Source organism: Amycolatopsis panacis, from assembly GCF_003600245.1.
Taxonomy (GTDB): Bacteria; Actinomycetota; Actinomycetes; order Mycobacteriales; family Pseudonocardiaceae; genus Amycolatopsis; species Amycolatopsis sulphurea.
Genome location: NZ_QZFV01000089.1, coordinates 18,364 through 42,146, shown reverse-complemented (window position 1 = coordinate 42,146; position 23,783 = coordinate 18,364). Strand labels below are relative to the sequence as shown.

At 68.1% G+C, this 23,783-nt stretch carries 26 protein-coding genes; 6 read left to right on the top strand and 20 right to left on the bottom strand.

What is annotated here, in order from left to right; translation table 11 throughout:
- Positions 1 to 45: 45 nt before the first annotated feature.
- The 6 genes from ccsB to hemL all read right to left on the bottom strand — a co-directional run bounded on the left by ccsB (position 46) and on the right by hemL (position 6,030).
- Positions 46 to 1,029 carry a c-type cytochrome biogenesis protein CcsB gene (gene ccsB, locus D5S19_RS18225; protein ID WP_120024540.1) on the bottom strand — a complete coding sequence of 328 codons (984 nt, stop codon included), beginning with the start codon at positions 1,027 to 1,029 and terminating at the stop codon, positions 46 to 48.
- A complete protein-coding gene (gene resB / locus D5S19_RS18220; protein ID WP_120024539.1) occupies positions 1,029 to 2,636 on the bottom strand; it encodes a cytochrome c biogenesis protein ResB in 1,608 nt (535 codons plus the stop codon). Before resB ends, ccsB begins: the two co-directional genes overlap by 1 nt.
- Positions 2,633 to 3,406 carry a cytochrome c biogenesis CcdA family protein gene (locus D5S19_RS18215; RefSeq protein ID WP_098511778.1) on the bottom strand — a complete coding sequence of 258 codons (774 nt, stop codon included), beginning with the start codon at positions 3,404 to 3,406 and terminating at the stop codon, positions 2,633 to 2,635. The genes resB and D5S19_RS18215 overlap by 4 nt, the downstream gene beginning before the upstream one ends.
- Positions 3,407 to 3,524: 118 nt before the next feature.
- Positions 3,525 to 4,106: a TlpA disulfide reductase family protein gene (locus D5S19_RS18210; protein WP_233574018.1), complete on the bottom strand. Its 582-nt coding sequence runs from the start codon at positions 4,104 to 4,106 to the stop codon at positions 3,525 to 3,527.
- Complete coding sequence (locus tag D5S19_RS33195) at positions 4,103 to 4,729, bottom strand: histidine phosphatase family protein (protein ID WP_120024538.1); 627 nt, start codon at positions 4,727 to 4,729, stop codon at positions 4,103 to 4,105. Before D5S19_RS33195 ends, D5S19_RS18210 begins: the two co-directional genes overlap by 4 nt.
- Positions 4,726 to 6,030, bottom strand: coding sequence for a glutamate-1-semialdehyde 2,1-aminomutase (gene hemL / locus D5S19_RS18200; RefSeq protein WP_120024537.1), 1,305 nt, complete (start codon positions 6,028 to 6,030; stop codon positions 4,726 to 4,728). The genes D5S19_RS33195 and hemL overlap by 4 nt, the downstream gene beginning before the upstream one ends.
- A gap of 114 nt (positions 6,031 to 6,144) precedes the next feature.
- Between hemL and D5S19_RS18195 the strand changes: the two genes are divergently transcribed.
- On the top strand, positions 6,145 to 6,630 hold the full coding sequence (locus D5S19_RS18195; protein ID WP_233574017.1) for a TspO/MBR family protein: 486 nt from the start codon (positions 6,145 to 6,147) through the stop codon (positions 6,628 to 6,630).
- A gap of 155 nt (positions 6,631 to 6,785) precedes the next feature.
- Here D5S19_RS18195 and D5S19_RS18190 read toward each other — a convergent pair whose 3' ends face one another.
- The 13 genes from D5S19_RS18190 to D5S19_RS18130 all read right to left on the bottom strand — a co-directional run bounded on the left by D5S19_RS18190 (position 6,786) and on the right by D5S19_RS18130 (position 18,144).
- Complete coding sequence (locus tag D5S19_RS18190; protein ID WP_120024536.1) at positions 6,786 to 7,340, bottom strand: DUF5666 domain-containing protein; 555 nt, start codon at positions 7,338 to 7,340, stop codon at positions 6,786 to 6,788.
- A gap of 12 nt (positions 7,341 to 7,352) precedes the next feature.
- A complete protein-coding gene (locus tag D5S19_RS18185; RefSeq protein WP_120024535.1) occupies positions 7,353 to 8,555 on the bottom strand; it encodes an ABC transporter permease in 1,203 nt (400 codons plus the stop codon).
- A complete protein-coding gene (locus D5S19_RS18180; protein ID WP_120024534.1) occupies positions 8,552 to 9,256 on the bottom strand; it encodes an ABC transporter ATP-binding protein in 705 nt (234 codons plus the stop codon). The genes D5S19_RS18185 and D5S19_RS18180 overlap by 4 nt, the downstream gene beginning before the upstream one ends.
- On the bottom strand, positions 9,253 to 10,506 hold the full coding sequence (locus D5S19_RS18175; RefSeq protein ID WP_120024533.1) for an efflux RND transporter periplasmic adaptor subunit: 1,254 nt from the start codon (positions 10,504 to 10,506) through the stop codon (positions 9,253 to 9,255). The genes D5S19_RS18180 and D5S19_RS18175 overlap by 4 nt, the downstream gene beginning before the upstream one ends.
- Before the next feature lie 86 nt (positions 10,507 to 10,592).
- Positions 10,593 to 10,931, bottom strand: coding sequence for a hypothetical protein (locus D5S19_RS18170; protein WP_199730553.1), 339 nt, complete (start codon positions 10,929 to 10,931; stop codon positions 10,593 to 10,595).
- A gap of 49 nt (positions 10,932 to 10,980) precedes the next feature.
- Entirely contained in the window at positions 10,981 to 11,454 is a 474-nt protein-coding gene (locus tag D5S19_RS18165; RefSeq protein WP_120024531.1) for a hypothetical protein, read from the bottom strand.
- Complete coding sequence (locus D5S19_RS18160) at positions 11,454 to 12,026, bottom strand: hypothetical protein (RefSeq protein ID WP_233574016.1); 573 nt, start codon at positions 12,024 to 12,026, stop codon at positions 11,454 to 11,456. Before D5S19_RS18160 ends, D5S19_RS18165 begins: the two co-directional genes overlap by 1 nt.
- 20 nt (positions 12,027 to 12,046) lie before the next feature.
- Positions 12,047 to 13,018, bottom strand: coding sequence for a porphobilinogen synthase (gene hemB, locus D5S19_RS18155; protein ID WP_120024561.1), 972 nt, complete (start codon positions 13,016 to 13,018; stop codon positions 12,047 to 12,049).
- Between the two features lie 127 nt (positions 13,019 to 13,145).
- The gene (locus D5S19_RS18150) at positions 13,146 to 13,394 is read right to left on the bottom strand and encodes a type II toxin-antitoxin system CcdA family antitoxin (protein WP_120024530.1); all 249 of its coding nucleotides are present in this window, start codon (positions 13,392 to 13,394) and stop codon (positions 13,146 to 13,148) included.
- Positions 13,395 to 13,451: 57 nt separating this feature from the next.
- Positions 13,452 to 14,984 carry a bifunctional uroporphyrinogen-III C-methyltransferase/uroporphyrinogen-III synthase gene (locus D5S19_RS18145; RefSeq protein ID WP_120024529.1) on the bottom strand — a complete coding sequence of 511 codons (1,533 nt, stop codon included), beginning with the start codon at positions 14,982 to 14,984 and terminating at the stop codon, positions 13,452 to 13,454.
- A gap of 82 nt (positions 14,985 to 15,066) precedes the next feature.
- Positions 15,067 to 16,014, bottom strand: coding sequence for a hydroxymethylbilane synthase (hemC, locus tag D5S19_RS18140; RefSeq protein WP_170069731.1), 948 nt, complete (start codon positions 16,012 to 16,014; stop codon positions 15,067 to 15,069).
- Positions 16,015 to 17,346: a glutamyl-tRNA reductase gene (locus D5S19_RS18135; RefSeq protein ID WP_120024528.1), complete on the bottom strand. Its 1,332-nt coding sequence runs from the start codon at positions 17,344 to 17,346 to the stop codon at positions 16,015 to 16,017.
- Entirely contained in the window at positions 17,347 to 18,144 is a 798-nt protein-coding gene (locus tag D5S19_RS18130) for a redox-sensing transcriptional repressor Rex (protein ID WP_233574020.1), read from the bottom strand. It lies immediately after the preceding gene.
- 1,162 nt (positions 18,145 to 19,306) lie between these two features.
- Here D5S19_RS18130 and D5S19_RS31740 point away from each other — a divergent pair.
- From D5S19_RS31740 to D5S19_RS18110, 5 genes are all read left to right on the top strand, one after another.
- The gene (locus D5S19_RS31740; RefSeq protein WP_158605559.1) at positions 19,307 to 19,651 is read left to right on the top strand and encodes a hypothetical protein; all 345 of its coding nucleotides are present in this window, start codon (positions 19,307 to 19,309) and stop codon (positions 19,649 to 19,651) included.
- Complete coding sequence (locus D5S19_RS31735) at positions 19,632 to 20,495, top strand: hypothetical protein (RefSeq protein ID WP_147397439.1); 864 nt, start codon at positions 19,632 to 19,634, stop codon at positions 20,493 to 20,495. The genes D5S19_RS31740 and D5S19_RS31735 overlap by 20 nt, the downstream gene beginning before the upstream one ends.
- 54 nt (positions 20,496 to 20,549) lie before the next feature.
- Entirely contained in the window at positions 20,550 to 20,999 is a 450-nt protein-coding gene (locus D5S19_RS18120; protein ID WP_120024525.1) for a hypothetical protein, read from the top strand.
- Positions 21,000 to 21,070: 71 nt separating this feature from the next.
- The gene (locus tag D5S19_RS31730; RefSeq protein WP_147397438.1) at positions 21,071 to 21,514 is read left to right on the top strand and encodes a DUF3558 domain-containing protein; all 444 of its coding nucleotides are present in this window, start codon (positions 21,071 to 21,073) and stop codon (positions 21,512 to 21,514) included.
- 35 nt (positions 21,515 to 21,549) lie between these two features.
- Positions 21,550 to 22,194, top strand: coding sequence for a hypothetical protein (locus D5S19_RS18110; protein WP_120024523.1), 645 nt, complete (start codon positions 21,550 to 21,552; stop codon positions 22,192 to 22,194).
- A gap of 42 nt (positions 22,195 to 22,236) precedes the next feature.
- Here D5S19_RS18110 and D5S19_RS18105 read toward each other — a convergent pair whose 3' ends face one another.
- Positions 22,237 to 23,739: a molybdopterin-dependent oxidoreductase gene (locus D5S19_RS18105; RefSeq protein ID WP_456061912.1), complete on the bottom strand. Its 1,503-nt coding sequence runs from the start codon at positions 23,737 to 23,739 to the stop codon at positions 22,237 to 22,239.
- Positions 23,740 to 23,783 lie beyond the last annotated feature (44 nt).

The window sequence follows — 23,783 nt, the reverse complement described above, 5'->3', positions numbered from 1 at the left end:
ACGAAGGTAGTCGCAAATGCCGGGCAGGATCCTGCGGACCCTCCGCTAATTCACTCCGGCATAGGAGTGCAGGCCTGCAGTAACCAGGTTGACGAAGAACAGGTTGAAGATCGTCACCGCGAAACCGACGACGTTGATCACCGCCGCACGGGTGCCACGCCAGCCCGCTGTGGCACGAGAGTGCAGGTAGGCGGCGTAGACCACCCACGCGATGAAGGCCACCGTCTCCTTCGGATCCCAGCCCCAGAACCGGCCCCACGCCGCCTCCGCCCACACCGCGCCGCACAGCACACCGAAGGTGAAGATCGGGAACGCGACGATCGTCGCCCGGTAGGCGATCCGGTCCAGCACCTGGGCGGCCGGTAGCTTCGGGCCGAACTTCGCGAACCGCGCGGTGTCCTTGTCGTGCGCGGTGCGGAACAGGTACAGCACGCTCGCCACGCCCGGGACCAGGAAAACACCGGAACCGATGATCGCCGCGGACACGTGGATGTAGAGCCAGTAGGACTGCAGCGCGGGCACCACCGGCGCGGCCACGGTGTAGAGCATCGTGCCGTTGATGAACATCAGGATGACGACGGGCGTCAGGAAGAAGCCGGTGAGGTGGCGCACCGGGAACTTCTTGATCACGATCAGCCACGCGACCACCGCGATGAAGGTGACCGCCATGCCGTACTCGTACATGTTGCCCCACGGCGCGCGGTGCACCGCGAGACCACGCAGCACGATCGCGGTCAGCTGCAGGATCGCGCCGAGCACGAGCAGCGCCGCGCCCATCCGGCCGATCCGCTCCGGGCGGCCGACCTGCGGCAGCGGCTCGGGCTTCGCCGGGACGTCCGCGTCCTCCAGTTCGGTGTCCGGCCCGCCCGCGCCGACGAGCACCTTCTGCCGGCTGCGCTCGGCGGCCAGCCGGCCCTTCGCCCCGAAGGCCTGCTCGAACAGCGAGAAGAGCAACGCCACCACGTAGATCGCCACCGTGGTGGTGTAGAGCCAATCGCTGTACTGCGAGAAGGTCTCGTTGATCTCCATCAGCTGCCTTTCCGGCCGGTGACCAGCCGTTCACTGATTCGCTGGAACTCTTCTCCATACCCGGCTTGATCCGTGCGCGCCAGCCCGGCGACCTCGATGACGGTACCCGCGTGGCCCTCGTCACCCTGGCGCACCCGCACCCACACCCGGCGCCGCTTGACCAGCAGGGACGCCCCGAGCCCGGCGAACATCACGATCGCGAAGCCCAGCACGTACCCCTGCGTCGGGTCGTGCGAGATCTGCAGGTTGACCCACTTGTTGACGCCGTCGAAGCGGATGCGCGTGCCGTCGTCGAGCTTCAGCTCCTGCCCGACCGCGAGGTTCTGCCGCGCGACCCGCTTGAGCCGGCCGTCCTCGATCCGGGACTTGTCCACCTCGAACACCGACTGCCCACGGCCGGCGTCCAGCCCGAGGTCACCGCGCAGCACATCGACCGCGACCATCGGGTTGTCCAGCTCCGGAGCGGTGGAGGTGAGCACTCCGCCGTGCACGAACGAAGTCGGCGCGAGCAGTCCGGTGATCGCGAGCTGCTGGGTACGCCGCTTGATCTCGTCCGTAACGCCCGGCGGGTCGAACTTGGTCGCACCGTCGGACAGCATGGTGGCCTGGTTGCTGAAGCGCCACTGGGTGTTCTGGGTGCGCTGCTGTCCATTCGGGAAGGTCACCGTGAACTGCGGCGAGTAGCCGTTGCCCAGGAGGTAGACGCGGTCACCGGCGGTACGCAGCGGTTCGTTGACTTCGAGGTTGTACGGCTGCCAGGCACCGGTCTGCAGGTCTCCGCCGGACTGGTACTGGATGTTCGAGTGGTAGTAGTCCGCCTGGCCGCTGGGAGCGTAGCGCGCGGTGAAGTCGTTCACCTTCACGCAGAACGGGTTCAGCTGCGTGCCGTCGACGGTCAGGCCGGCTTCGAACGAGTCGTAGTTGTAGATGCCGGAGTTGCAGAACTGGCCGCCGTTGGCCTGCACGATGACCTGGCCCTCGTAGCTGTAGAGCTTGCCGAGGGCGAAGAAGATGATCAGGCCGAGCATGCCGAAGTGGAACAGCAGGTTGCCGGTTTCGCGGAGGTAGCCGCGCTCGGCGGAGATGCTGAACCCGCCGTCTCCTTCTTCGCGCTCGATCTTCCGCCAGCCGGACAGCTGCTTACGCACGTCTTCGCGTATCGTCTCCGGCGTACGCGACGTACGCGCGATCCGGTGGTGCGGCATCCGTGCGAGGTTGCGCGGAGTCAGCACCGGCCGCGCGCGCATTTGCTGGACGTACTCGAAGCTGCGCGGGGCGAGACAGCCGATGAGCGAGATCATCAGCAGGATGTACGTCGCGGAGAACCAGACGCTGGAGTAGACGTCGTAGAACTCCAGCTTGTCGAGCAGCGTGCCCCACCAGCCGTGCGCGGAGATGTACTCGTCGACCTTGCTGACGTTGAGCCGACGCTGTGGCAGGAGGGCGCCGGGCAGCGCGGCGAGCGCGAGCAGGAACAGCAGCACCAGCGCGGTGCGCATCGAGGTGAGCCCACGCCACGTGTTGCGCAGCAGCGCGAGCGCTTGCGTGAAGCGCGTCTGTCGGTACGGACGCTGAGGGTTCGTTGGGGGCGCTTCGGTGGTGGTCACAGCGGCAGCTCTAGGTCGGAGGCGAAGGAGTTGCGCAGCCAGCCCATGACGTCTCCCCACAATCCGGTGACCAGCAGGACACCGACGATCAGCAACAGCACACCGCCGACCAGCTGTACGCGACGGCCGTTGCGGCGAAGCCAATCCGTGGCGCGTACGGCCCAGCGAGCGCCGAGGGCGAGCAGCAGGAACGGCACGCCGAGGCCGAGGCAGTAGACGAGCACGAGTACGTACCCGCGCACTGCGGCCCCACCGGTCGCACTCGCGAGGCTGGTCACTGCGGACAGCGTCGGCCCGATGCACGGCGTCCAGCCGAGCCCGAACACCGCGCCGAGCACCGGCGCGCCCCAGAGCCCACCGCCGGGTACACGGTGTGAGCGGAACTCGCGCTGCAGTCCGGGAATCCAGCCGAGGAAGACCAGCGCCATCGCGATGGTCAGTACGCCACCGATGCGTTGCAGGAGGTCTTGGTTGACCAGCAAGGTGTCTGCGAGCCAGACGAGCGTGCCCAGCGTCGCCACGAACACCACGGTGAACCCAAGCACGAACAGGCCCGCCGCGCCCAGCACGGCGTAACGGCCCTTCTTGCGGTCCTCGCCGTCCCGTACCGCCGGGGCATCGGCGCCCACGAGCGCGGCGAGGTAGGCCAGGTAGCCCGGCACCAGCGGCACCACACAGGGCGAGGCGAACGAGATCGCCCCGGCCACCAGCGCCACACCCGCAGCGAGCAGCAGCGGTCCGGAGACCGCTAGCTCGGAGACGGAGTTCACGCACCTGAGAGTAGGCAGTGAGCTGGGCGTAAGACCGGCGGGGCCGCTTCACAGGACGTACGCCACTCCCACGTCGGGACCTTCGTCCCGGCTGGGTGTTCACGGCTGGGACGCCGCGCTACTTCTCCGCCACCAGCTTCTGCACGAGCGGAATCAGGTCCGAGGAGGCCACCGTGCGCAGGAACACCGCGGCCACCCGGTGCTGGTTGTCCAGCACGATGGTGGACGGGATGATGTTGCGCGGGTACCCGGTCAGCTGCAGCAGCACGCGGCCGGACGGATCCCAGATCGACGGGTAGGTCAGCCCGCGGTCCCGCACGAAGTCCTGTGCCACGTCGCGGGCCGGGTCGCGGACGTCCAGCCCGATCAGCTTCGCCCCGATCGGCTGGATCTCGTTGCTGGTCTTCTCCAGCTCCGGGGACTCCGAACGGCACGGCCCGCACCACTGGCCCCACAGGTTGAGCACGATCGGCTTACCGGGGAAATCGGCCAGCGACAGCTGCTTGCCGTTGTTCATCAGGTCGTCCCCGGACATCACGGGCGCCTTCTGCCGCTTGTCCACGGGGTAGCTGATGTCGAGCTGCCCACCCGGCGAAACGAAGGTGAAGGTACCGCCCGAGACCACGGCGTCCTTGCCGGTGGAGCAGCCGGCGACGGCCAGCGTGGCCGCCAGCAGCACCCCGAGCACCCGCCGCTTCACGCGCCGGTCACTTTCGGATCGGTCGTGCCTGCGGGCTCGCTGTAGACGATCTCCACCAGGGCTTCGCCGTCGAACACCAGGCTGGTGAGCGAAGCGAGCGAGCACTGGCGGCGGCGCGGGTCGTGCCATAGACGCTCGCCCTCCAGGAAGCGCCGCAGCGTCCAGATCGGCAGCTGATGGGACACGCACAGCGCTTCGCGGCCTTCGGCCTTCTCCCGCGCACGGTGGACCGCGCCGACCATGCGGTGCGCGATCTCCAGGTACGGCTCGCCCCAGGACGGCCGGAACGGGTTGACCAGGTGCGGCCATGCCTTCGGCTGTCGGAGAGCGCCGTCACCGACAGCCACGCGCTGGCCCTCGAAGACGTTCGCCGCTTCGATCAGCCCGTCGTCGGTGGCGATGTCGAGACGGTGTCCCGCAGCGATCGGCGTCGCGGTCTCCTGCGCCCGCTGAAGCGGCGACGCGACCACGTACGCGAGGTCATGCCCCGCGACGGCCTCTGCCACCGTCAGCGCCTGCCGCTGCCCCCGCTCGGACAGCCGGAAGTTCGGCAACCGGCCGTACAGGATCTTGTCGGGGTTGTGCACTTCGCCGTGACGCAGCATGTGAACGACCGTGGTCACGACTGCACCGCCTGAGCCGCAGCGCGCGCAGCAGCCGGGAGCGCCGCATCGATGACGCCGAAGGCCTCGTCGTCCATTGCCGCGTTCACGAACCACGCCTCGTACGCGCTCGGTGGGCCGTACACGCCCGCGTCGAGTAGCGCGTGGAAGAACGGCGCGAACCGCCAGGTCTCCGTGGCCTGCGCTTCGGCGTAGTTGCGTACGGGAGTCTCGCTGAAGAAGACGCTCAGGAGGTTGCCCGCGTACTGCACGGTGTGCGCGACGCCCGCTTCGGTGAGCGACGCGGCGAAGAGATCGCCGAGACGCTTCGCGTTGGCGTCGAGCTTCGCATACACAGCGTCGTCGGCTATACGCAGCGTGGTGAGGCCTGCGGCCACCGCGACAGGGTTTCCGGACAGCGTGCCCGCCTGGTACACCGGGCCGCCAGGCGCCAGCTTGGCCATCACGTCGGCGCGGCCACCAAACGCCGCGGCGGGCAGGCCGCCGGACATCACCTTGCCGAAGGTGTACAGGTCACCGGCCACCTCTTCGAGGCCGAACCAGCCCGCGCGCGAGACGCGGAACCCGGTCATCACCTCGTCCACGATGAACAGCGCGCCGTGCTCGTGCGCGAGGTCGCGCAGCCCGGCGTTGAACCCGGGCTCCGGCGCGATCGCGCCCATGTTGCCCGCCGCCGCCTCGGTGATCACCGCGGCGATCTGACCTTCGTTCTCCACAAAGGACTGCCGGACCGCGGCGAGGTCGTTGTACGGCAGCACGATCGTGTCCGCCGCCTGTGCCCCGGTGACCCCGGGCGAGGTGGGCAGCCCGAGCGTGGCGACGCCGGAGCCCGCCTGGGCGAGCAGCGCGTCCACGTGCCCGTGGTAGCAGCCGGCGAACTTCACGATCTTCGGCCGCTCGGTGAAGCCTCGGGCCAGCCGGATCGCGCTCATCGTGGCCTCGGTGCCCGAGTTGACCAGCCGGACCTGCTCGACCGGGGCGACCCGGCCGATGATCTCCTCGGCCAGCTCGACCTCGCCGATCGTCGGGGTGCCGAAGGAGAGCCCGCCGGTCGCGGCCTCCCGGGCGGCGGCGACCACCTGCGGATGCGCGTGCCCGAGGATCATCGGCCCCCAGGAGGAGACCAGGTCGACGTAGCGGTTGCCGTCCGCGTCCCACAGGTGCGGGCCGTCGCCGCGGACCATGAACCGGGGCGTGCCGCCGACCGAGTTGAATGCCCGCACCGGCGAGTTCACCCCGCCGGGGACGGCTGCCTTCGCCCGTTCGAACCAACGCTTGGACTGCTCGGTGCCAGTGCTCACCTGCCCAGTCTTGCAAATCCGCCGGAGCCGCCCCGCCCGGCCGCGTGCAGTCACGGCGAACCACCGGGCCAGGCGGTATTTTGACAGGTAACGCCGAGCGGAACAGGAGGAGATGTGACGGCGCCCACTCAGCAGCGCAACCCGTGGGTCATGCTCGCATTGTTCCTCGGCCTGGTCTCCGTGGTCGCGCTGGTCGGCTCGCTCTCGACGATGGCCACGCCGGATGTCTACAGCCAGTTCGAGGCCCCGTCCTGGGCGCTGCGGGGCGCCTGGTTCGGTCCGCTGTGGACAGTGTCGTACGTGGTCCTCGCGCTGGCCGGCTGGGCGTACTGGCGTACCGACGGGGAGACCCAGGGCTTCGCGCTCTACGGCATCGGCCTGCTGTTCAACTTGCTCTGGGCGCCGCTGTTCTTCGCCGGCGGTTCGGTCCGGCTCGCCTGCGTGGACATCGTGCTTCTCGACTTCTTCGTGATCATGACGGTCGGCCTGTTCTGCCGCCGATCCCGCACCGCCGCACTGTTGCTGCTGCTCTACTTCGGCTGGCTCTGCTACACGACCGCCCTCAACATCGCGATCATCGCCCTCAACGACATCACCTGACGCCACGAACGTCGCGGCTCCCCCCCCCCAAGCCGAGTCTGTGAACGGACCCTTCACAGACTCAGAGTCCGTGAAGGGTCCCTTCACGGACCTCTACACCGACTTTGCCGGAACCCTGGCCCCAGAGGCTGTGAAGGTGGCCTTCACAGCCCGCCTCAGCGCGCAGGCTGCTGCACGATCGACTGGGCGGTCACCGACCCGTCGGTTCCGGTCCGGCCCTGCACCGTGACCGTCGCGCCGGGCTTGAGGTCGGCGAGTTTGCCCGGCTGGGTCAGGCCGACCGTCGTGGAGTCCGAAGTGGACACCTTGACTTCCTCGCCCTGCACGGTCTTCAGCGTGACCGTGCTGCCGTCGACCTTTTCCACCGTGCCCGCGGTGCCCCGGCCACCGGCACCGCGGAAGCCGCCTGCCTGCCCGCCGGCCGGCTGGCCCGAGGACTGTGCCGCGCGTCCGGTGCCGGAGCCCGAACCGGTGCCGCTCGACGAGCCGAATGCCGAGTGCGTCCAGGCGCCGGCGCCGAACGCCACCGCGAGCACGAGTACCGCGGCGAGCACGAGCGTCGGCTTGCCGAACGGGCGAGCGACGCGTCGCAGCTCCGTACCGAGGTCGGCGTCGACCGCGGGGGTGGCCACCAGATCCTCGGGCACCGGCGGGAGTTCCGTAGTGGGATCGTCCGGAGTGGACGGTTCCGGTGGAGCGGATGTGGACATTGGCGGGAACTCCTATTCGTGCCGGAGAGCGTCGATCGGCCGCAGCCGCGAAGCCCGGTTCGCCGGGAAACTGCCGAAGAAAAGCCCGATCAGCGCGGACACCGCGAAGGCGAGCACGATCGAGGAGGGCACCACCACCGGCTGGATGCCGGCGAAGCCGAACCTGCTGCCCAGCAGTCCGATCAGGACACCCAGCAGGCCACCGAAGAGACTCAGGATGGTCGCCTCGGCGAGGAACTGGCCGAGGATCGCCGAGCGGGGCGCGCCGATCGCCTTGCGGATCCCGATCTCGCGAATCCGCTCGGTGACCGTGACCAGCATGATGTTCGTGACCCCGATCCCGCCGACCAGCAACGAGATCGCGGCCACCGCGCCGAGCAGCACGGTGAACGTGCTCACCGCCGAAGTGCGCGTCGCGAGCAGCTGCGCGGAGTTCTGGACCTGGTAGTCCGGGGTGGCCCCGGCCCGGATGCCGTGCCGCGCGTTCAGGATCGCGGTCACCTCGGCCTGTGCCAGGGAAACCGAGTCCGCCGAATTCGCCTGCACCGCGATCTGGCTCAGCGCGCCGTACCCGGCGAGCGAGTTCTGCACCGAGCTGATCGGCGCGATCGCCACGTCGTCCGCGTTCTGCAAGCCGGTACTGCCCTTCGTCTGCAGCACCCCGATCACGGTGAACTGGATGCTGTCGAGCAGTACGTTCTTCCCCACCGGTTCACTCGCACCGAAGATCGACTGCGCGGTGGTCGGGCCGAGCACCACGACCTTGCGCGCCTGCGTGACGTCTTCGGCGGTGAACAGCGCACCGTCGGCGACCTGCCGGTTCGTGGTGGTGAAGTAGCCCGGTTCGGTGCCGATCACGCTCGACACGTCGTAGGACGTCTGCCCGTAGGCCGCGGTGGCGGTGGTGCTGACGACCGGGGAGGACGCCCGCACGTCCGGCGCGCCGACCGGATCGGCCAGCGCGTGCGCGTCCTGCACGGTCAGCGGCCGCGTAGTGGCGCCCTGCGCGCCGCCCCGCACCGGGGACACGTTCACCACGTCCGTGCCGAGGCCCTGGATGCTCGCGGTGATCGCGGCCGAGGCCCCGTTCCCCACGGCTACCAGCAGGATCACCGAGGCGACGCCGATTGTGATGCCGAGCGTGGTCAGCACCGAACGCAGCTTGTTCGCGGTGAGCCCACGCACCGCGAACCGGAGGATCTCCGCCAGGTTCACGCGACCACGCCCCTCGTCCGGGTGACCTCGTCCGCCACGATCAGGCCGTCGCTGACCCGCACCACCCGGTGCGCGTGTGCGGCGACCTCGTCCTCGTGCGTGATCACCACGACCGTGCGGCCGAGCGCGTTGAGCCGGTCGAACACGCCGAGCACGTCCTCGGTACTGGCCCGGTCCAGGTTCCCGGTCGGCTCGTCGGCCAGCAGCAGGGCCGGCCCGGTGACCAGCGCGCGGGCCACCGCGACCCGCTGCTGCTGCCCGCCGGACAGCTCGCTCGGCAGGTGCTTCGCGCGATCGGACAGGCCGACCATCTCCAGCGCGGCCACTGCCCGGCGCCGCCGGTCCGCTCTGCGCAGTCCACTGTAGATCAATGGAAGCTCTACATTGGACAGAGCACTGGTCCGCGGCACCAGGTTGAAGGACTGGAAGATGAACCCGATCTTGCGGTTGCGCAGCAAGGAGAGCTGGCGTTCGTTGAGTTCACCGACCGGCATCCCGTCGAGCAGATACCGGCCCGAACTCGGCACGTCGAGGCAACCGAGCAGATTGAGCAATGTGGACTTGCCGGACCCGGAAGCACCCATGATGGCCACGTACTCCCCCGGCTGTACCACCAGCTCCACCCCGCGCAGAGCGTGCACCGCGGTTTCTCCGCTGCCATAAGTCTTGCGTAGCCCGGAAACCGCGATCACCGGCTTCATCCGCGTCCCCTGCCGCCGCCGAGTCCGCCCTGCTGAGCACCGGTGAAGCCGCCCTGGCCGCCGCCGAAACCACCGAGGCCACCGCTACGCTGACCGCTGGTGCCGCTCGTCGCCGACGGGGAGGCCGCAGTCATCACCACACTGTCCCCTTCGGACAGACCGGACTTGATCTCCACCGTCGCCTCACCGCGAACGCCGATCTCGACCTGACGCGGGACGGTATTTCCGTTCTGTTGCACCGTGACCGTGCTGGTCGTCCCGGTCGTCTGCACTGCCGCGGCGGGCACGCTCAGCACGTTGTCGGCCTCGGCGACGGTGACCACCACACTCGCCGACTGCCCGGGCCGCAACCCGGACGGCGGGTTCGTCAAGGTCAGCTGCGCACCGTAGGAGACGACGCTGCCGCTCGTGGTCGGGGTCAGGTCGACCTTCGAAACACTCGCCTGAATCGGCTTGTCCGGCAACGCGTTGAGGGTCACCGTGGACTGCTGCCCCGCCTTCACCTTGCTCACGTCGATTTCCGCGATCGAAGTGTTCACGAGCAGGCTGTTCATATCGGTGATCTCGATGAACCCGCTGCTGCCCGAAGAAGACGACGACTGTTGCTGCCCACTACCGGATTGCGCACCCGATCCGGACGATGTGGACGATTGCGTGCTGCTGCTCGAACCGGAACCACCACTCGACCCGCTGCTCGACTGCTGGCCGACAGAACCGTTCACCGCGGTCACCGTGCCCGCGCCCGGCGCGGTGAGCACCGTCGCGTCGAGTGCCGCCTGCGCGTTGTCCACGTCCAGCTGGGCTTGGTCCACTTTGGCCTGAAGCGAGGCCGTGGTGTCCTGCGCCTGGGCTCCGGTCTGCCCGGAAGTACTGGAAGTACCGCTGGTGTCCAGATTGTCTTCGGCGACCGTGAGATTCGCTTTGGCCACTTGAAGTTGCTTCGCCGCCTGGGTGGAATCGATGGTGGCGAGTTTCTGCCCGGCACTCACCACATCGCCGACTTTCACGTCGATCGCGGTGACCTTGCCGGCGCTGGTGAAGTTCGCCGCGCCGGTGTACCCGCTGGCCACGGTACCGGCCGCGGAAACGGTCTCGGTCACGGTGGCGCGCCGGACCGGAGTGGTCCGGGTCTGCGCTTGCGCCGTATCGGCGGAGGGTGAAAATGCTTGGTAAATCCCGAAAGCCGCGCCGCCTAGCAGCACGACGAGCACTCCGTTGAGGACCCAGGTCCGGGTGCGCAGCCGCGTCATGCGGGCAACACTGCTGGCCCTGCTTAGCAGTCAGCTGTCGGTTGCCTGTGCGACAGCTGTGTATCCGCCATGGTGCCTGGCGGGCTTCAGCTTTCCTTCTTACGGTGGCGCGCACGCACCGCGAGCAGCAACTGACGGATCGCGTCCACCACGAGCACCGCGGCGAGCGTGCCGAGCCCGAGCGCCCCGGCGAGGTACCCGCCGAAGTACCGCTGCGAATCGAGCGTCACCCCGTCCGGCGCCGTGATCCACACGTCGATGTGGCCGGCCGCCCACAGCAGGAACGCCAGCCACACGACGATCCCGGCCACCACGATCTCGCCGAGCGCGACGAAGGCCCGCCACGGCTGGTTGAGCCGCGAGGGCGGCTCGGCTTCCTCCGGCGGCCACAGTCCGGCGCCGGTCGGCTGGGGAAGGTCGATCACGGGGTCCACCTTTTCAGGTTCGCCGTCGCCCCGCTTCCCTCTCCCGGGTTCAGTTGTCATCTTCGTTTCCCTCGAACCGGTCCGACCGGCGGTTGTCCGCGACGAGCTCAGCCAGCGCCGCGCGCAGCGACTCGACATCCCGAGCCCACGCGAGCACCACCGTGCCGTCGTCGAGCTTCACCGGCAGCTCATCGTATTTGCGTGGTACCGCCCAGCCACCGCCGAGCACTTTCGCCCCCACCGGGGCGCCGACGTCGGCCACCTCCGCGATCCGCGCCACGGGCAGATGTTCCCGGCCTTGACGCAGCCCCTGCGTGGTGACCGCCAGCGACAGGAACCGGCGGCGGGCAAACACCCAGGGCAGCGTGAGCGCGGCCAGCGCGAAGCCGATCAGCACCCAGCCGATCACGTGTACCCGCCCGCCGGTGGCCAGTTCGGCGACCGCACCCAGCAGCGCGAACAGCGGCCCCCAGACGAGCGCCGTCCAGCGGACGCCTGGTTCGGCGTAGAGGGTGCGCCCCATTACAGCTTCTTGCCGGCCTTCGGGAAGTACTCCGCCACCTTCGGCAGGTACAACAGGATCAGCGCGATCACCAATGCCAGCGACGAGACCACCGAGAACACACTGCGCACCAGCCCGAGCTGGAACACCAGCCCGCCTGCGATGAGCAGGGCGACCACGGTGCGCGCGGACCGGGTGCCTTCTCTGGCCTTCCACGCGAACAACGACATCAGCGCACCGAAGCACAGTGCCCCGACGAACAACGCCCAGATGAGGGTGTCCGCGTTGGCCGCCACGTCCTCGGGGTCGAACTTCAGCCCGGACTCGGTGCCGTGCCGGATCGCGTCGTCGATCAGCTGCTGTTTGAACAGGATGGTGACGATCTGCCCGGCCAGCAGCACCACAGCGCCCACCAGGATGAGCACGAACGCGATCTGCACCTGGCTCGGCGGCTGCGCCTTCGCCACGGACTGCCCGGGTGACACCGGATCCGGCGCCCGGCCCCGCTTGCGCCGTTCGTCGTCGGTCAGCCCGCGGTCCCGGGGAGAAGGGGCACCGGTCACTCCGCCATCCGGCTCGTCGTTGTCGGCCACCGGAGAACCCTAGCCCCGGCTCAATCCAGCCAGGCCGCGGCCTCCGCGGCCCAGTAGCTCAGGATCAGGTCCGCACCGGCCCGGCGGATGGAGGTGAGCACCTCCAGGACGGTGCGCTCGCGATCCAGCCAGCCGTTCGCCGCGGCCGCCTCGACCATCGCGTATTCCCCGGAGATGTTGTACGCGGCCACCGGCACCGGCGAAAGGTCCGCCGCCGCCTTGATGATGTCCAAATAGGACAGTGCGGGCTTGACCATCACCATGTCCGCGCCCTCGGCCAGATCCAGCTCGATCTCACGCAACGCTTCCCGCCCGTTGCCCGGATCCTGCTGGTAGGTCTTGCGGTCGCCCTTGAGCTGCGAATCGACCGCTTCCCGGAACGGGCCGTAGAACGCGCTGGCGTACTTGGCCGAATACGCCAGAATCGCCTTGTCCAGATGCCCGACCTCGTCGAGCGCGCGGCGGATGACGCCGACCTGGCCGTCCATCATGCCGCTCGGCCCGAGCACGTGCGCGCCCGCTTCCGCCTGCGCGACCGCCATTTCCGCGTACAGGCGCAGGGTCGCGTCGTTGTCCACTTCGCCGTCCGCGTCGAGCACGCCGCAATGCCCGTGGTCGGTGAACTCGTCCAGGCAGGTGTCAGCCATCAACACCGTCGCGTCGCCGAGTTCACTGCGCAGATCGCGCAGGGCGACGTTGAGGATGCCGTTCTCGTCCACCGCGCCGGACCCCTCGGTGTCCCGGTGCGCCGGCACGCCGAACAGCATCAGCCCGCCGACCCCGGCGTTGACCGCCTCCACCGCCGCTTTCCGCAGCGTGTCCCGGGTGTGCTGAACCACCCCCGGCATACTGCTGATCGGCCGCGGCGCGGCCGTCCCTTCGGCCACGAACATGGGCAGAATCAGCTGACGCGGGCGCAGAGTCGTCTCGCCGACCAGCCTGCGCATCGCCGGCGTGGTACGGAGCCTGCGGGGTCGTTGCTCGGGGAACACGCCGACCACGGTACTCCGGCGCTCAGGCGATCTCCTCGGCGAGTGAGGTGGCCCGGGCCAAAGCTGTGAAGGGCACCTTCACGGACTCAGCGGCTGTGAAGGTGCCCTTCACAGGCTTCATCGTGGTTCAGGCTGGCTGGCCCAGAGCGGCACGCCTCGGCTCACCCAGTTCTGCACGTGCGGCATCCATGGCGTCCATGACCGCCTCGTGCGAAATCTTGCGTCGCGGCGCCGGAAGCGCATCGAGCCACGCATCCGTGGCCTGCCGCTGCAGCGCCTCGAACAGCGCGTGCTGCACAATCGCACTGACGTCGAGACCGGCGACCCTTACCCGTTCAGCCAGCTCGTTCGGCAGGTATACCTCGATCCTCGACATAGCCACACACTATGCACCAAGGCCCCTCTCCGAAATTCGGAGAGGGGCCTCGAAGACTCAGCTGCGCCGGGTCCGCTTCGCCTTGCGCGGCGGCGGCAGCGCGCCCTCGGCCCGCAGCCGGGCGGCGTGCTCGGCCAGCGCGTCGACCAGGTGCGGGACGTCGGCCTTCTCCGGCTGCACGTCCACCCGCAGGCCGAATTCCACGGCGGTCTCCGCGGTCTTCGGGCCGATGCACGCGACCAGGGTGCGGGCGTGCGGCTTGCCGGCGATGCCGACCAGGTTGCGGACGGTCGAGGACGAGGTGAAGCAGACCGCGTCGAACCCGCCGGTCTTGATCATCTCGCGGGTTTCCGCGGGCGGCGGCGCGGCCCGGACGGTGCGGTAGGCGGTCACGTCGTCGACCTCCCAGCCCCGGTCGACCAGCCCGGCCGAGAGCGTCTCGGTGGCGATGTCGGCCCGCGGCAGCAGCACCCGGTTGACCGGGTCCAGCACGTCGTCGTAGGGCGGGAACTCGGCCAGCAGGCCCTCGGACGACTGCTCGCCGTGGGGGACCAGCTCCGGGATGATGCCGAACGAGCGCACCTTCGCCGCGGTCGATTCGCCGACGCAGGCGATCTTCACGCCGGAGAACGCCCGCGCGTCGAGGCCGAACTCCTCGAACTTCTCCCACACCGCGCGGACCGCGTTGGTGGAGGTGAACACGATCCACTGGTAGCGGCCGTCGACCAGGCCCTTCACCGAGCGCTCCATCTGCGCCGGGCTGCGCGGCGGCTCGACCGAGATGGTCGGCACCTCGTGCGAGGTCGCGCCGTGCCCGCGCAGCCGGTCGGCCATCTCGCCGGCCTGCTCCTTGGTGCGCGGCACGAGCACCTTCCAGCCATACAGCGCGCGCGACTCCCACCAGGACAGCTTCGAACGCTGCCCGGCCGCCTGGCCGACGGTCACCACGAGCGGGCCGACCAGCTCGCCGGCGTCGTTGGCCACCGCGGCGAGCGTGGTGTCCAGCGTGCGCTGGGTGTTGATGGTGCCGTTGGCGGTCACCGCGACCGCGGTGGAGGGCGGCAGGCCCTTCTCGGTGAGCTGGCTGGCCGCCTCGGCCAGGTGCGCCGAGGTGGCGTGCAGCACGATCGGGCCGGGGGCCGCGGCCAGCGCGCCCCATTCGACCTCGCCGCGCACGTCCACCTCGGTGTGCGTGCCGCCCAGCGCGACACCCGCGTAGGCGGGCACCGCGGCACCCGGCGAAACGCCCGGGATCACGTCGAACACGGCGGAGGTGCGGGCGACCGCCTGCACCTCGGCCACCACGGCGGGGCTGGTCAGCGGGTCGCCGGAGACCAGGCGCAGCGCGAGCCGGCCTGCCTTGGCCTCGGCGGTCAGGTCCTTCGCGACGTCGGCGGGCTCGCCGACGGCGGGCCGGACCTCGGCGTCGGCCGCGGCGTAGGCGAGCACGCCGGCGGGCACGTCCGGGTCGGTCACCACGACCTCGGCCTTGGCCAGCAGCTCCTGGGCGCGGACGGTGAGCAGACCGGCGTCACCGGGGCCCGAGCCCACGAAAGCGACGCGCCCTGCGGTCTTGCGAGCGGGGGTCATCGTTGGTGTTCTTCTCCTCTGGGGCGGCCGGTACTCCGGCCGCGGATGTCGGGCAGGTCGTGCGGATCGATGACGCGGGGCGTCAGTGTGCGGGGCCGGACAGCGCGCCGGCCCCGAGGTCGAGCAGTTCGGCGGCCAGTGTCCGGCCGAGCTGCTCGGCTTCGCCGAGGTCGGCGATACCGGACGCGCGCACCATGTCGACCGCGCCGTTCTCGCCTTCCACGGCAGCGGTGCCGCGCAGCGAGATGCGTTCGAGCACCGCGCCCTCGGCGTCGAGGTCCTCGACGATCTCGGCGAGCGCCCCCACCGGGGCGCTGCACCCCGCCTCGAGCGCGGCCAGCAGGGCACGCTCGGCCGTCACCGCGACCCGCGTGCTTTCATCGTCCACAGTGGACGCGAGCAGGTGCTCGGTGTCCACGTCGGCGGCCCGGCACTCCAGCGCCAGCGCCCCCTGCGCGGGGGAAGGCAGCATCTGGATCGGGTCGAGGGTCTCGGTGATCACCCCGACCTGGCCGGTCCGGGCCAGTCCGGCACGCGCGAGCACCACGGCATCGAGCTCACCGTCGGTCACCTTGCGCATGCGGGTATCGATATTGCCCCGGATCGGCACGATTTCCAAACCGAGCCCCAGCGCACGCAGCTGCGCCATCCGCCGGGCCGCCCCAGTGCCGACCTTGGAACCGGGCGGCAGCTCACCGAGCGTGAGCCCGTCCCGGGCGATCAGCGCGTCCCGCGGGTCCTCGCGCGGGGGAACCGCGGCCAGCACGAGACCGGGTTCCGGCGCCGTGGGCAGATCCTTGTACGAATGCACTGCCACGTCGATCTCGTTGCGCAGCAAGGCTTCTCGCAACGCGGAGGTGAACACGCCGACGCCGATCTCGGAGATCGGGGCGCTGGAAAGATCGCCCGGTGTGGTCACGGTGACGATCTCGACCTCGGCGCCGGTGGCGCGCAGGGCGTCGGCGACGGTGCCGGTCTGGGCGAGGGCCAGCTTGCTGCCTCGCGTGCCGATGCGAATGACTCTGGTCACTTACGACTTCTTCTCGATTTCCGGGGATGGGGTCACCGCGGGTGCGGTGGGGCTCGCCACGGCCGCGGGGGCCTGCGGGTCGAGGCAGAACAACTCGCGCAGGGCGTTGGCGTAATCGGTGTCGGCCGTCTCCACGGCCAGCTGCTTGACGCGCACGGTCGGCGCGTGCAGCAGCTTGTCGACCACCCGGCGCACCGTGCGGCCGACCTCTTCCCGCACCTGGCTGTCCAGTTCCGGCAGCCGGTGGTCCAGGCGCAGCAGTTCACCGTCGACCACCTCGGCCGCGCGGCGGCGCAGCGCGGTGACGGTGGGCGTGACCTCGGCGCTGCGCTGCCCGGCGAGGTATTCGCGCACCTCGTCGAGCACGATGCCGTTGGCCTTGGCCGTCTGCCGCTCGGTGGTCGGCGCGCCGGCTTCGCGCATGCGGCGCTGGATCGTCTCCAGGTCGACCACGGTCACGCCGGCCAGCTCGCCGACCGCCACATCGACGTCCTTGGGCAGTCCCAGGTCGCACACGACCAGCGGACGCCCGCCGCGCGGCGGCACATGCTCGGCCAGGAACACCGCGTCCCGCGCACCGGTGCACGCCACCACCACGTCCGCTTCGGCCACCGCGCCGGCCAGCTCGGCCAGCGGCACGGACCGCGCGGGCACCCCCTGCTCGGTGACCTTCTCCGCGAGCCGGACCGCGTTCGCGCCGGTGCGGTTGGCCACGGTGATCCGGCCGATCCCGGCCTTGGCCAGCTGCGACGCGCCGAGCGCGCCCATCGACCCGGCCCCGACGATCAGCGCGTGCTTGCCGGCGAGCTCACCCGCCGCGTTCAGTGCTTCGGACACCACGGACGCGCCGAGCTGGTCGAGCCCGGTCTCGGAGTGCACGCGCTTGCCGACGCGCAGCGTGGTCTGGATCAGCTCGTGCAACGTGCGGCCGACCGTGCCGGCCTCGCGCGCGGTCGCGTACGCGGCCCGGACCTGGCCGAGGATCTGCGTCTCGCCGACCACCATCGAGTCGAGCCCGGAAGCGACCGCGAACAGATGCTCCACAGCGGCGCCCGCGTAGTGCACGTACAGGTTGTCGTACAGCTCGGCGGGCTCCATCCCGGCCTGATGGGCGAGCACCTCCGAGACGTCGTTGACCCCACCGTGGAAGGTCTCCACCACGGCGTAGACCTCGATACGGTTGCAGGTCGAGACGAGCATGGCCTCGCTGACGTGCTCCGCCTGCTGGAGTCCGTACAGCACTTTGAGCACGGCACCGGCGGGGACCGCGACCCGCTCCAGCGTCCCGAGGTCCGCACTGCGATGGGAGAGCCCGACCGCCAACACGCTCATTCAGCGCACCACCATTCCGAGACCGCCGTCCGTTCCGGCGCCGTTTCGTCCGTCACCCGTACCGCCATTGTCGGTCGGCAGGCCGGCGCCCGGTAACCCGGGATTACCCCGGTTCCGCGCGACCGCCTCGGCGTGATCGGCGCGACGAGCCACGTGAAAGGACAGGATCTGCAGCTCGACGGCCAAGTCGACCTTGCGGACCTCGACGTGCGCCGGTACCCGCAGCACCACCGGCGCGAAGTTCAGGACGCACTGGACGCCGCCTGTCACCAGCCTGTCGCACACCGACTGCGCAGCGGTAGGAGGTGTGGCGATGATCCCGACGGAAATCTGCCGTTCGGCACAAATGCGTGGAATTTCCTCAAGATGCGAGACGGGGATCCCACCGACCGGGATACCGATCAGATCGGGGTCGGTGTCGAAGAGCGCTTCGACCGGAAACCCGCGCCCCGGGAACCCGCCGTAGTTGGCCAGCGCGTGCCCGAGATTACCGATCCCGACCACGGCGACGCGATGCTGCCGGGTGAGCCCGAGGATACGTTCGATCTGGCTGACCAGAACCCGCACCTCGTAGCCGACCCCACGGGTGCCGTACGAGCCGAGGTAGGACAGGTCTTTGCGCAGCTTCGCCGAGTTGACCCCGGCGGAGGCGGAGAGTTCCTCGCTGGAGACGGTGGTCGCGCCCTGCTCCGCGAGCCCCGACAGCACCCGCAGATAGACGGCCAGGCGAGCAACCGCGGCCTCGGGAATCTGCTTCGCCCGGACCGCGGTGTCCTCGACCTCTGAGACGGCGGGGATCTCGGCGGTGGGCGCGTTGTCGGCGTCCGGGGTGACTCGGGCGGCTCTTTCGGGAGTGGCGGCCCGGGCGGTTCTGCGCCGGGGACTGTTCCCGGCAGCCCTTGGCGCGGCCGCACGACCGTCACCGGTCACCGCGGCGCCACCGTTCTCCTGCGCCGCAGCTCGCCGGTTACCCGTCTGCTCCGCGGGCGCTTGACGGGTACCCGCCCCTTCCGCACCGGCTCCGCGGCCACCCGCCGCTACCCCGCGGCCGTTGCCACCAGCCGCGCCACGACCGTTACCGGCCACTCGACCACCGGGACGACGGCGGACAGCCCGGGCTTCGTCACCGTCCGTGGCCCCAGGCTCGCCTGGGGGTGGAGTGACCGGCGGTTCGGCACCGCCGCGCCCACCCCGCTGTGTCCCCACGCTGGTCTCTCCTCGTCCGGCTGGCTCAGGTCCGCTCCCAGGCCACCCGGGTGGCGGGAAACCGACTCTTGACCCCACGGCTTGCGTCCGGTTTGATGCCGGGCTTCGCGGGGCCGACGGACCTACGGTAGTCCACTTGTGAACGCGGGCACAAAGTCACTGGTCACCGCCATGACCGGGGGCGCTTCAGCGGAGTGGCCGAGTCCGGCGTCCGGCGGCGCTGGTGGTCATGGGCGAGTGCTCACCACCGGCATGACTGCCAGCACATCAGGGGTCGCCGCAGGATGCGCGGCTCGACGCTGACACGCCTGGCCGAATGCGAGCCGGAACTGCCCGGCCGCTGTCGCTGCGGCTTGCTTGAAGGTTTCGGCCGCCATCGCCGCGTCTTGCACGCGTCCCGCGAACCTCACAGCCGGTTGCGACGAACCGGCGTTCGACCACCGCGAGGGGCACGGCCACAAGCCACCGTCGCCAAGACTCTCGCCAGCTGGGTCTCTGCGGAGTTGCTGCCCCAGCTCACACGTCCCTCGCGTCAGCCGGATGCTGATCAGCACATCGCCCCCGCGCGAAGGGCCATTCCAACCGCCTGCAGCAAGGCGCGAGCGGGGACCGCGAAGGGTCAACCGGCCCGACGGAGGCTCGCGCACTCGAAAGCCGCTTACGTCAATCTATCACCCGATCAGCCTAACTTAGGTGATCTTGTACCCTCGGATCGCTCCCGTCCTATAAGAGTGCATGTCTCACATTGTCGACCATGGCGGGGATAAGTATGGGAAAGACTCAAGTCGATCCGAAAGAAGTGTACAACTGTGGCAATTACTATTCGACTACCGTCAGCCAGAACTTCTACACCATCCGCATGACGGCTGAATTTGAGGGATGCAATCCCAGCGGGTTTGAAGCGCTCCTACTCGAGCCACTCGCGTTATTCCTCGACCAGGTAGCAAAGCCCGCAGTGGGAGAGGCATTCGAACTCGCACAGAAAAAGATGGTGAGCCTCGGCGATGGGTTGATTTCTGCTGCGAAAGCATACGGCTTGACCGATAAAGAAGCAGCCGACTCGGTGCAGCAGACCGGAGGTGGCCACATTGCCATATAGCAACACTCAAGAAATTGTGGGCGGAAAGATTGAAGTCGACAATACTCCGTTAGTAGAAAAACTAAAAGGAAACCATTGGGAGACGGCCGCGATCGATTGGGCGTGGCGGAACTTCTTCAGCGACAAAGGCGAAGGACTGTACGCCGCACTCGTCAACCCGGTTGCCGGCGATTTCAATCGAATAGCCGCAAATGCAAAGGCATGGAAGTACACCGCGGAATCATTCGACAAGATTCGCACGAATATAACCGACAACAAGGACAAGCTGCTATCATCCGGATGGGCCTCAGGAGCGGGAGCGAAAGCCTTCGACGAGCAGATTTCCCTGATCTGGTCGCCAGCGTTGAGCATCGCCTCAAAGAGCGCCGACTATCTGGCAAAAGGCTTCGACAAGCTATCCGAAGCCTCGGTTAAAGCTGCGGAAAAAGTTGTCGATCTCCTCGACAAGATCGTTTCCCTTATCGCAAAGCTATTCACAAAGTTCTGCCCGGGGGTTGGTCAGATTGCCGGGCTTATCGACTGGATCGCTAGCGGATTTCATGACTTTCCATACTGGTCTGACATCCAGAATATCGGACGACTAATCGACGCAATTTTTACGTTGCACAAGAAAATATCTGCCCTGGTGAACGCGGCGAAAGGATACGTCGCGGGAGCCAATCAGATTGTTGATGCCATTAAAGCGATACCCGAAGCCGGATCATTTGGCGATGCGACCAAGATTGCCTTTGAAACCAAGAAGGGAGTCACCCAGATGCAGTCAAAGAAGAAGGATATGGACAAAAAGGCCGGGGAAGTACACTCTCAACGAGAGAGGTTCAGTGCAATTCTTGATGGCGGCTAACCTGGCTCCAATTAGCCTAGACTGCCGCCAAAGAAATCAATTGAAATGGGACCGATGATCTATCCTTTACATCCCGACGACTGGATGACGCCCGAGATGACCCGAGCGGAGAACGATCTCATTGAGGCATCGTGGGAAGCTCAGCGCGAAGTCGAGCGCACTGACGACCTGATCGATGACATCAATAGTCAACTCGCCGATGTGACCGGCGAAGACATAGAAAACTTCAAGAAGGCAGTCCTCACTCCGCCATCGCCGCCAGAGTGGAACTCAGTTCGCACACATATCGATAACGGAGAATTCAGTTGGCGGGATCTGATCGAGGGCAAAGTCTCCACCCATCCCGACGTCATAGCAGCATATGAAGCCACTGCGGCCACACGGTTCGTCATCGGCGCGAACCATGGGTTAGAGTCACCCTCACCCAAGGAAGCCGCAGAACTCAAGGAGCAGCCCGTCACAGACGACGACTACTTCGAAGAACAGAACTTCTTCGACACCTGAAGAGCCCTATTACTTAAAGGAGAAGTTCAATGTTGAATTCCCGCAAAACTCTGCCAATTACGCTTGCCCTCATGGCACTTCCACTGACAGGCGTCTCCGCATGCGGCTCGGCCACAAGCGCACCAGCGAAGCAGTTGGGCTCGAAAACAGCATGTGACCTCATTACTGAACAGGATTTGAGCATCATCGTCGGCGGGACCGTCCCCAAACCCGAAGTATCCGGTCCACAATGTGTCTATCAGTCCGCGAATCAAGTGACCGCCACGCTCGGGCGTGGAATCGAGTCCGCGAAGGGCGGTTCGGATGTGACTGTCGCCGGCCAGAAGGCCACCGAGACCACTACCGCCGAGGGGCAGGCCTGCGTACTCAACGTACGACTTTCCGAAGAAGACGCGCAACAGCTCTTCTCGATCGCCCTGGTCTTCGGGCCGGACGCCGTCGCGAAATTTGGCAGCACCGCCTGCCCCATGACCGAAAAGTTGGCAGAAAAGATCGTTCAATCCCTGCCCGGTTAATAGCGATTCCCAGCTGGAGTTCCGAGGAGAAACCCGTGAAAGAGTGGCTACTGAGTGCACTTTCCGTCCTCTTGATAGGCGGCTACGGCTACTGGCACTTCCGCAATTACCGCAAACGCCGGGACAGTTACGTCGCTGAAGCGACGGCGCATGGCTGGACCTACCGCGAGCGAGACCGCAACCTCCTCGGCCGCTGTCATGGCGACCCTTTCCGCAATGGACGGCGGGCTCGGGCCTGGCACGTGATCACCGGAACCGACAAAGGCCGGGAGTTCACTTCATTCGAGTACAGCGCGGTCCACGGCTACACGGACAACGACTCCAACGAGCGCCCGGAACGATGGTTCACCCAGATCTTCGCGCTGCGCATGCCCGGCAGGATGCACAGCCTGGCCGTGCAGCCCAAGGGCGTGCTCGGAAAGCTCGCCGGCGGCCTCGGCTTCAGCCGTAACCCCGTCGGCGATGCCGCATTCGATCAGCGGTGGTCACTCGACGGGGCGCCCGACGACCTCACCCCGCAAGTGCGGAGCTGGCTCGCCGCGCGGCAACGCCCGTTCCGGCTCACCGCGGGTGAGTTGTGGATCTGGAGCGAAGGCCGGATGGATGTGGCACGCATCGACCCGGCCCTGAAGGAGTTGCACGAACTCGCCGACGCGCTGGCCAAGCGTCAACCCCGCTGACCGCCACAACCCGGCGAGACCCAGAACCAGAAGCCGAGAACCTCACCCCGCGGTGAAAGACACCGAATGCCAGCCCGTCGCCCCATCGGGCACCGGGTCGGCGACGTGGTCGGTCTGGGTGTAGCCGGACTGGTCGGTGGCGCGGACGGTGACGGTGTGGCCCCCGGCGGCGGCAGTCAGTTCCGCCCACCACATCCGCCAGGTGTCCTTGTTCACCTCCGCCGACAGGTGCGCTTGCTGCCACGGTCCCTGGTCCAGCCGGACCTCCACCTTCTCGATTCCGACGTGCTGTGCCCACGCCGTCCCGGCCACCCGCACCGCACCCGCAGGTACCGAAGCGCCGGAGGCGGGGCGGTCGATCCGCGACTCGGTCTTGATCGGGGCCTGTTCCGCCCAGCCGCGTTGCAGCCAGTACGACTGGCGCGCATCCCAGGTGGTGAATTCCAGGTCGGTGACCCACTTCGTGGCCGAGACATAGCCGTACAGGCCGGGGATCACGATGCGCGCCGGGAAACCGTGCTCGATCGGCAGTGGTTCGCCGTTCATGCCGATCGCCAGCATCGCGCCGCGATTCGGGTCGAGTGCGACGGTGGCGGGGGTACCGCACGTGAAACCGTCCACACTGGTCGCGAACATCTGCTGGGCGCCGGGCCGCACGCCCGCCTCGGTGAGCAGGTCGATCAGGTCCACGCCGATGAAGTCCGCAGTGGACACCAGATCCCCGCCGACCTCATTGGACACACAGGTGAGCGTCACCGTCCGCTCGACCAGCGGGCGGTTCCGAATGTCCGAATAGGACAGTGTGATCTCCCGGTCGACCATGCCGTGGATCTTCAGCTGCCACTCGTCGGTCCGCACCTGCGGCACCACGAACGCGGTGTCGATCCGGTAGAAATCCGCGTTCGGTGTGATGAACGGCGGGGAACCGAGGTTCACGAAGTCCGCGTCCGGCGGCAGGGGCGGGGCTTTGCGCGCGGGGATCAGCGGCCCGATCGACGCACGCGAGCTTGCCGCACTGCCGGTATCGGCGATGATCTCACCGGCGATCGCGGCGGCACCCGCGCCCACGGCCACGGTCGCCCCGCGCTGCAGGACCTGCCGCCGGGTCAGCCCGGTACGAGGTTCGGCATCGGCGGGCAGCGCACGCCGGTGCAGCCAGCCGAAAACCAGCATCGCCGCGACCATCGCGAGCACCGGCGCCAGCAACGCCAGCTCCCCGACGTCGGTGCGCTGGTAGACCGCGACGATCCCGAAGACCCCCAGCAACCCGATGAGCACCTGCCCCGGCCCCGCACTACGGCGGGACAGCTGCCCGGTGAGCACCGCGAACCCGGCCAGCACCACGGCCAGCCCGATCTTCAGCACGGTCTTGTCGGCCGTCCCGAGGGTCCGCTCCGCCCACACCACGACCGGATGCGGGCTGTGCGCGATGACGAAATCGGCCACCGCGACGAACGGCGACGCCTGATACCCGACGAACGCCGCCACGAAGTGCCCCACGCCGAGCGCGGTGACCAGCGCGACCAACCCCAGGAACGTGGCCATGGCAAGCGAAAGCCGGGGCGCAGCGATGGACGGGGCCTGCTTCA